At 60.9% G+C, this 8,537-nt stretch carries 9 protein-coding genes and 1 pseudogene; 2 read left to right on the forward strand and 8 right to left on the reverse strand.

The window, feature by feature from the left end:
- Positions 1 to 745: DNA gyrase C-terminal beta-propeller domain-containing protein (locus QZ522_RS15440; protein WP_294613538.1), on the forward strand; the 745-nt coding region annotated here is incomplete at its 5' end.
- A 15-nt stretch (positions 746 to 760) separates the two neighbouring features.
- Here the strand turns inward: QZ522_RS15440 and QZ522_RS15445 are convergent.
- The 7 genes from QZ522_RS15445 to QZ522_RS15475 are packed head-to-tail and all read right to left on the reverse strand — an operon-like array spanning position 761 to position 6,183.
- Positions 761 to 1,678 carry a lysophospholipid acyltransferase family protein gene (locus QZ522_RS15445; RefSeq protein ID WP_294613541.1) on the reverse strand — a complete coding sequence of 306 codons (918 nt, stop codon included), beginning with the start codon at positions 1,676 to 1,678 and terminating at the stop codon, positions 761 to 763.
- Positions 1,679 to 1,688: 10 nt separating this feature from the next.
- The gene (locus QZ522_RS15450) at positions 1,689 to 1,967 is read right to left on the reverse strand and encodes an HPr family phosphocarrier protein (protein WP_294613543.1); all 279 of its coding nucleotides are present in this window, start codon (positions 1,965 to 1,967) and stop codon (positions 1,689 to 1,691) included.
- 12 nt (positions 1,968 to 1,979) lie between these two features.
- The gene (locus QZ522_RS15455; RefSeq protein ID WP_294613546.1) at positions 1,980 to 2,372 is read right to left on the reverse strand and encodes a PTS fructose transporter subunit IIA; all 393 of its coding nucleotides are present in this window, start codon (positions 2,370 to 2,372) and stop codon (positions 1,980 to 1,982) included.
- Between the two features lie 7 nt (positions 2,373 to 2,379).
- Positions 2,380 to 3,315 (reverse strand): RNase adapter RapZ, encoded by a 936-nt coding sequence (rapZ, locus tag QZ522_RS15460; RefSeq protein ID WP_294613549.1) that lies wholly within the window; start codon positions 3,313 to 3,315, stop codon positions 2,380 to 2,382.
- A gap of 12 nt (positions 3,316 to 3,327) precedes the next feature.
- Positions 3,328 to 3,732 carry a serine kinase gene (locus tag QZ522_RS15465; RefSeq protein ID WP_294613552.1) on the reverse strand — a complete coding sequence of 135 codons (405 nt, stop codon included), beginning with the start codon at positions 3,730 to 3,732 and terminating at the stop codon, positions 3,328 to 3,330.
- A 37-nt stretch (positions 3,733 to 3,769) separates the two neighbouring features.
- The gene (locus tag QZ522_RS15470; RefSeq protein WP_294613554.1) at positions 3,770 to 5,482 is read right to left on the reverse strand and encodes a sensor histidine kinase; all 1,713 of its coding nucleotides are present in this window, start codon (positions 5,480 to 5,482) and stop codon (positions 3,770 to 3,772) included.
- Positions 5,482 to 6,183 (reverse strand): response regulator transcription factor, encoded by a 702-nt coding sequence (locus QZ522_RS15475; RefSeq protein WP_294613556.1) that lies wholly within the window; start codon positions 6,181 to 6,183, stop codon positions 5,482 to 5,484. Before QZ522_RS15475 ends, QZ522_RS15470 begins: the two co-directional genes overlap by 1 nt.
- A gap of 366 nt (positions 6,184 to 6,549) precedes the next feature.
- On the opposite strand from QZ522_RS15475, the gene QZ522_RS15480 reads away from it, so the two are divergent.
- Positions 6,550 to 8,148, forward strand: coding sequence for a phosphoenolpyruvate carboxykinase (locus QZ522_RS15480; protein ID WP_294613559.1), 1,599 nt, complete (start codon positions 6,550 to 6,552; stop codon positions 8,146 to 8,148).
- Positions 8,149 to 8,308: 160 nt separating this feature from the next.
- On the opposite strand, the pseudogene QZ522_RS15485 reads toward QZ522_RS15480, so the two are convergent.
- Positions 8,309 to 8,537, reverse strand: a pseudogene (locus tag QZ522_RS15485) (SGNH/GDSL hydrolase family protein); the annotation flags it as partial.

An 8,537-nucleotide genomic window follows, 5' to 3' on the forward strand; every position in this document is an offset into this window, starting at 1 on the left:
GGCCGGCGAAGTCGAAGAGGTGCCGCTGGAGGCGATGATCGACCGCGAGCCGATCACCGTGGTCTGTAGCGAAATGGGTTGGATCCGCGCGATGACCGGTCATATCGACCTTAATCGCGAGCTGAAATTCAAGGACGGCGACGCGCCGCGCTTTATGTTCCACGCCGAAACCACCGACCGGCTTTTGGTGTTCGGATCGAACGGTCGGTTCTATACGCTGAGTGCCGCGAACCTGCCCGGCGGGCGCGGCATGGGCGAACCGCTGCGCCTGATCGTGGACCTGCCGAATGAAGCCGCGATTGTCGATCTTTTCATCCATAAACCGGGCCGCAGGATGCTTGTCGCGTCAAGCGCGGGCGACGGTTTTATCGTGCCGGAAAACGATGTCGTCGCCCAAACCCGCAGCGGCAAACAGGTACTCAACCTGCGTGGCGATGCCCGTGCCAAGGTCTGCCATCCCGTGAGTGGCGATCACGTCGCCTGCGTCGGGGAAAACCGCAAGGTTCTGGTCTTTGCGCTTGACGAGTTGCCCGAACTTGGCCGTGGCAAGGGGGTTCGGTTGCAGAAATACAAGGATGGCGGGCTAAGCGATGCCACCACCTTTACCATGGCCGACGGGCTAAGCTGGCTTGATCCGGCGGGGCGCACGCGCACCGAAACCGATCTGACCGAATGGATGGGCAAGCGTGCCGGATCGGGCCGCATGGCGCCACGTGGTTTCCCGCGCGACAACCGATTTACCTAGATCGGGGCGTGGTGCTCAGTTGCCAAGGGACAGGGTATGCTCGCGCAGCCATTCCATGAAGCCGCGCGGATCGGTTTCAAGCATCTTCATGCGCTCATCGCTGATCGGGGCGCCGACAACCGGCTTTTGCGGCCGGTTGCAGCTATGCACGACCTCGTGCAGCAAAAGCCCCTGGCGCAGGGTCGAGGAAATCCGGTTCGCCATCTGATACCAGCGCGAGTTCGCGCCGGGAAAGAAGATCGGCACCACAGTCGCCCCCGACCGGCGGATCATCTGGGCGGTGAAAACATTCCACTCGCGCTCGATCGCGGGGCCGAACAGGCTGTCGCTTGAGGCCACCACGCCGGAAGGGAACACGCTGATCAGGCCGCCTTCTTTGAGATGCGCCATGGATTTTGCGCGCATCTCGACCGATTTGCGCTGTGCGTCGGGTTCATGCGGGAAGGGCACCGAAATCATGTAAGAGGCCGCAACCTCGTCAATCCCGGTCAAAAGCGCGCGCGTCAGGATCTTGTAATCGCTGCGCCTCCGCCCGATCAGATCGGCCAGGATCATCCCGTCCACAAGGCCATGCGGATGGTTCGCCACCACCACGACCGGCCCCTCTTGCGGAATGTTCGCAATCTCTTCATCGGGGGTCAAAAGCGGGATACCCATCGTATCAAGCGCCGCCCGCCAGAACGCCTGGCCGGTGGGTGCCCCGCGCTTTTCAAACTTGCGGATCATGCCGACAATCGCAAGTTTGCCCGTCAGCCACTCCATCGTGCGGATGACGATCGAGGTCATCTTGCTGTCAAAACTGTTGGCATAGGTCAGGCTGCGGCGGTCATATTTGGTAAATAGAACCGTTTCGCCGGAATCGTCGCCAGGCTTGTGATGCGCCTTGGTGCTCAAATGCTCCGTCCCTGTCCCGCCATTTTCGTCAGCGCGCATCTCAGCGCCCTCACATATCCTCGCCAAACCGGTCTGCCACCAAAGCCGCCACCGCATCTCCAAGCGGTTCGGCATCAGGACCAACGATTTCGACGTCAATAGTGCTTCCTTTGCCTGCTGCCAACATCAAAAGCCCCATGATGCTGTCACCCGAAGCGGATTGACCATTGTTGGAAACTTCGGCGACCGCGTCAAATCCTTCGACCACCTCGACCAATTTGGCCGCGGCGCGCGCATGCAGACCTTTTACGTTCACGATCTTGAGTTGCCGGGTCACCTTATCTGTCATGCTATTACTTTCTCAATCCGCCGATACATTGTGGCTATCTATATACTTTCGCCCGGCGTCCAACGCCGCGCGCGCCGCATCGGGCACGCTCATATGGCGGCTTTTCACGAGCTTGATCAGCATAGGAAGATTGGCCCCGTAAAGGATCCGGCGATTGTCCGGCTGACAGGCCCGAAGCGACAGGTTCGACGGCGAGCCGCCGAAGATGTCAGTCACCAGAACAACCCCGTCGCCGGTATCGACCGCATCAGCCGCGGCACATATCTCATCCTGCTTGCTTGCCCGGTCGTGATCGCCCTCGATTGTAACGGCCACAATGCCGGTCTGGGCGCCGACCACATGCTCGACCGCCTTGAGATATTCGCGGGCAAGCCCACCATGTGCCACGATCACAATGCCGATCAAGACAGCCTCACTCCTTCGATTGCCCGCCGGACGCGTCGGGCAGACCGCGCCGTTCAAGCTCGCGATGTCTTATTGACACCTGCCAGCCGTCTTCTGCAAGGCTTTGCGCCAAAGTTTCTGCCATGCAGACACTGCGATGTTGCCCGCCGGTACAGCCAAAGCCGATTGACAGATAGGCCTTGCCCTCGGCCTCGTAGGCTGGCAGCAAAAGATGCACCAGATCGCAGACCCGGGCGCGAAACGCGTCAAAGCGCGGATCGCCGCCAACATAGCGGGCCACCTCCTCGGCGCGGCCATCCAGCGCGCGCAATGTCGGCACCCAATAGGGATTGCGCAGGAACCGGCAGTCAAGCACCATGTCAAGGCCGCGGGGCAGGCCGCGTTTATACGAAAACGAATGCACCGATACCGCCAGCCGCGCGCCGCCCGCCGGGGCAAACCAGCGCTCTAATTCGGCCCGCAGGTCATGCGGCGACATCTCTGAAGTGTCCACAAGGATGTCCGCCCGCGCCCGTACCGGGCCCAAAAGGTCGAATTCCCGCGCGATCCCCATGTCGGGGCTTTCATCCGGGGCCAGAGGGTGACGCCGCCGGGTCTCGGAAAACCGCCGAAGCAACACATCTGCGCTGCAATCGAGATAGAGCACCTGAAGGGGCACGCCCGCATGCCAGTCACTTCGGTCAACCACCTCGATCAGCGCCGCGGTCGAGAAATCGCGGTTGCGTACATCAACCCCAAGCGCCAGCGGCTTTTCGGGGGGCCGCCCATCCAGCAACCGTGGCAAAAGCGTCAGGGGCAGGTTGTCGATCGCCTCATAGCCCATGTCCTCCAGCGCGCGGATCGCCGTGCTGCGCCCGGCCCCTGACGGCCCCGTCACCAACACCAGCCGATTGACCGGCGGCGCAGGTTGCGCAGGCTGGGATTCAGGCGTGACGACAGACATCGGGGGACCCCTTCAAGCCAATGTTCCGTGTTCAAGATAAAGCAGTAAGGCCGCCGGGAAATGGGGGAAAGCGGATTTTCTGACGCTGGCAAGGTCAACGCCCAAAATCGCCTCTTGCCGCAACGGCGGCAGCCGCTCTGTCTCGTCAATGTCCATGTCCACAATGATCGCCAGCGGCTGTGCCCCAACCGGCGGCAAATGCAGTATCCCCATGCCGCGCGCCTCGATCTGGCCCGAGATGGTGGGCGGGCAGTCGGCCATCACCTGCGCGCCAGCCCGCCAGAGCCGGGTGCGGTCATCTGCGACAAGGCCGGCGCCAAGCGCCAAAAGTTGCAGCGCAAGCCCGGACTTTCCGCGCCCCGCAGCCCCCCTTATCAAGGCCGCACGGCCCGAATGGGCGACGCATGTGGCATGCACGATTATCTCTTGAGGGGCCGCGCTCTGCGTCACCGGGTCAGACCGGCAGACCCACGACGAAACGCGCGCCAAGCGGGTCAGATGTGGCATCGGCATGGGTCGGGCGGATATTCTCGGCCCAGATCACGCCATCATGGGCCTCGACGATCTGCTTGGAAATCGCCAGTCCAAGCCCGGAATTGTTGCCGAAATCGCCTTCTGGCCGTTCTGAATAGAACCGCTGGAAGACCTTCTCAAGCGCCTGATCGGGGATGCCCGGACCGGTATCCTCGACAACAACAAGCACGCGGTTGGCCCGGCGCCGTGCCCAAAGGCGGATTGCATCGCCCTCTTCGCAAAAGCTGATCGCGTTGGTGATCAGATTGACAAACACCTGCGCAAGACGCGCCTCAAGCCCGGTGATCACGATTGGCTGGCTTGGAAAGTCGGCGATGAATTCGATGCCCTTCTTTTCGGCCTCTTCGCCCAGGTAGTTCCCGAGATTGCGCAGCATATGCAGCAGATCAAAGGATTCCTGCTCTTCCTTGACCAGTTCGCTGTCAAGTCGCGAAGCGTTCGAAATATCGCTGACCAGACGGTCAAGGCGGCGCACGTCGTGCTCGATCACTTCGAGAAGGCGCTCGCGCTGATCGTCGCGCTTGGCAATCCGCATCGTCCCCACGGCCGAGCGCAGGCTGGCCAGCGGATTCTTGATTTCATGCGCCACATCGGCCGCGAATTGCTCGTTCCCGTCGATCCGGTGGTAAAGCGCGGCAACCATGCCCCGCAAGGCGCCGGAAAGCCGCCCGATTTCATCCGGGCGAGCCGTAAGGTCGGGGATGCGAATGCGCCCCTTGGCACCATTGCTGCGGTTGCGATCACGGCCGATCTCTGCCGCCGTCGCCAGATCGGCCAGCGGATTGGAAATCGTCGAGGCCAGAATAAGGCTCAGACCGACGGACACCAGCGTTGCAATCAGGAACATCTGCAAGACGCGCTCGCGTTCGGCGCGCGCCATCTTGTCGATTTCGCCAGTGGCATTGGCCAGCGCCACGACCGCGACCGGCTGGCCCGCCTGCATCACCGGCATCGCGACGGACAGAATGGTGCCAACCGCCGTCTCGGCCGTCTGCACCTGCACCTCGCCATTTACCGCCGGATCGACCATGTCACGCGTCACGTCTTCGATTGTACGTTTGCGCTGCGAACGGTCCGACCCCGAAAATGGCGCCGAGATGATATCCCAGAACCGGCTCAGAAAATCGGTCATCGGCGTTGCCGCGCGCGCGCCTGCGGTGCCGGGCCGCTCTGTGCTGCCGACCTTGTGGCCGACGACCACACCGGTGCGATCAAAAATGAACACTTCGGTGCCGATATGTATATTGAGCCGTTCCAGGGTCTCTTCGACGTCAAGCCCATCCCCGCTCAGCAGGCTGACCGGCGCACCCGCAGGCAGGCGCGCCTCAACCACATCGGCAATCAGGGCCGTCTGCCCGACCAGGCTATCGGCGCGTTGAAGTGCCAGATTGTCATGCGAGGAATTGAGATAGAGAATCCCGACCACCAAGACGTTGAGGGCGATCAGGTTGAACGTAATGATCTTGCGTGTCAGCGACGATTCACGAAACGAGAACCAGCCCCGCTGCGCGCGGCGCGCAGTAAGTTCTGTCTCGTCCACCCGGTCAGGTGCAACGAAATCGTCCCCGAGGACAACATCATTGTCCTTACCCCGCGCCATGTCGCGCACCTCTATTCCCTCGGCAAGCGCCATTATTCTTCGTTATACCTGTACCCAATACCATAAAGCGTTTCGATCGCCGAGAATTCAGAATCGGCCATCCGCAATTTCTTGCGCAGACGCTTAATATGACTGTCGATGGTCCGGTCGTCCACATAGACTTGGTCATCATAGGCCACATCCATCAACTGATCGCGGCTTTTGACGAAACCGGGGCGCTGCGCGAGGGCCTGAAGCAACAGGAATTCAGTCACGGTCAGCGACACGTCCTGACCTTTCCAGCTCACCGAATGACGCAGCGGATCCATCCGCAGCTCGCCACGTTCGATCACCTTGGTCTCTTCGGTATCGGCCACGATATCGCCATTGTTCGCATCCTGACGACGCAGAAGCGCGCGAATGCGTTCGACCAGAAGACGCTGCGAGAATGGTTTCTTCACATAATCGTCGGCGCCCATGCGCAGACCAAGAACCTCATCGATCTCATCGTCTTTCGAGGTCAGGAAGATCACCGGCATCTGCGATTTCTGGCGCAGACGCTGCAACAGGTCCATGCCGTCCATGCGTGGCATCTTGATGTCCAGCACAGCCATATCCGGCAATTTCTTGCTGAAGGCATCAAAGGCCTGTTGACCATCATTATAGGTTTCGACCTCAAAGCCCTCGGCCTCGAGTGTCATTGATACGGATGTCAGAATATTCCTGTCATCGTCCACCAGGGCGATTTTTGACATAGATTTGTTCCTTATACTGCCCAGATTACCTGTTTTTTCCGCTACTATGCTCTGGTTTGGCATCTCCAATCAATCCAAAACTGCGAATCAGCCCGTTAGCGCCACATCATTGACGCAAATAAATCTTAGGAATGGCTAAATTGACTCACTTTTCCCGTCAGCCGCGACTGCCGTTTTCGCTAACAGCGGGTTGGTTGCGCTAACTTGCGCTTGGTTGCGCTAACTGCGCCAAAGCGTCCTGTTATTTTACAGAACCGTCATGCTAAGAGGCGCTTAGCCGGGCAAAGTGCCCGACCGGCGCCGCCAGCCGGCGCCTCAGTACAGATACCGCATCGCGCGGACATGGCTAAACAGGAGCTTGGCAACATGACATTCGGACGGGTAAACCCGCAATTCCAGCTTGAAGATCAGGGGATCACCGGGCTGGGCAATGTCTACTACAACCTGATTGAACCCGCGCTGATCGAAGCCGCCCTGAAAAAGGGTGAGGGCACTTTGGGCAAAGGTGGCGCGTTTCTGGTGACCACCGGAAAATTCACCGGACGCTCGCCAAAGGACAAGCACATCGTCAAGACCGACAGCGTTGTCGACACGATCTGGTGGGAAAACAACGCCGAAATGTCACCCGAAGGCTTTGAGGCCCTCTATAACGACATGCTGGCCTATATGAAGGACGGCGATTACTTCGTTCAGGATCTCGTCGGCGGCGCCGATCCCGCCCATGCGATCAACGTGCGCATGATCAGTGAACTTGCCTGGCACAGCCTGTTCAACCGCACCATGCTGCGCCGTCCCGAGCGCGACACGCTCGACAACTTCATCGCCGATTTCACGCTGATCAACTGCCCCGGCTTCAGGGCCGATCCGGCCAAGCACGACTGTCGCTCGGACACTGTGATCGCGATGAATTTCGATCGCAAGCTGATCCTGGTCGGCGGCACCGAATATGCCGGTGAGAACAAGAAGTCGATCTTTACCCTGCTCAACTATCTGCTGCCGGAAAAGGGCATCATGCCGATGCATTGCTCGGCCAACCACGCCAAGGGCAACCCGGTCGATACGGCTGTGTTCTTTGGCCTGTCGGGCACCGGAAAGACCACGCTTTCGGCCGATCCCGCGCGCACGCTGATTGGCGATGACGAGCATGGCTGGTCCGATCGCGGCACCTTCAACTTTGAGGGCGGCTGTTACGCCAAGACCATCAACCTTGACCCCGATGCAGAGCCGGAAATCTATGCGACGACCACCAAGTTCGGCACCGTGATCGAAAACATGACCTTCGACCCCGAGACCTTTGATCTCAACTTCGAAGACGACAGCCTGACCGCCAACATGCGCTGTGCCTACCCGATGCACTATATCTCCAACGCCTCGCAATCGGCGCGCGGGGGCCATCCGAAGAACATCATCATGCTGACCTGCGACGCCTTTGGCGTGCTGCCGCCGATCGCGCGGCTGACCCCGGCGCAGGCGATGTATCACTTCCTCTCCGGCTTCACCTCCAAAGTGGCGGGCACCGAGCGTGGCGTGACCGAACCGGAGCCGACATTCTCCACCTGCTTTGGCGCGCCGTTCATGCCTCGCCGCCCGGAGGTCTACGGCAATCTTCTGCGCGAAAAGATCGCCCAGCACGGGGCCACCTGCTGGCTGGTCAATACCGGCTGGACCGGCGGCGCCTATGGCACCGGGTCGCGGATGCCGATCAAGGCCACCCGGGCCTTGCTGACCGCTGCACTGGACGGCTCGCTCGCCCGGGAAGAATTCCGCAAGGACCCGAACTTTGGCTTTGATGTGCCTGTTGCCGCGCCGGGGGTGGCCGAACTGCTGCTGACGCCGCGCCGCACCTGGGATGACAAAGAGGCCTATGACGCGCAGGCCGAAAAGCTCGTGCAGATGTTCTCGGACAATTTCGAACAATACCTGCCGTTCATCGACGATGACGTGAAAGCCGCAGCCATCTGCTGACGCACGCCACGCCGGTGATGATGCCCTGACAGTGATGATGCCCTGACAGTGACGCCCCGACCCCAAAGCCCCCGTTCCCGCGGGGGCTTTTTGCGGTGCAAGCCCCGGCCACACCGGTCAGCCCAGTCAGCCCAGTCAGCCCCGGGGCGGCCGTGCCCCGCTAAGGCGCGCCGCGAATGATCGCGGCAATGCGCTGGCCGATCACCCGCCCCGCCTTCAGCGAGGGATGCACCCGGTCGGCGGCATGAAAACTCAGGTCGCGGTGCGGAACCAGATCGGCGAGCGACAGGAAATACACGCCCTCGTCCCGCTCGGCCAGCAGCGCCACCCGGGCATCAAGCGCATCGCCCTCGTCTTTGCAGGCCTCGATGGGCGAGGAGCGGCCCGGG

It is taken from the genome of uncultured Roseovarius sp. (genome assembly GCF_913054395.1).
Lineage (GTDB): Bacteria > Pseudomonadota > Alphaproteobacteria > Rhodobacterales > Rhodobacteraceae > Roseovarius.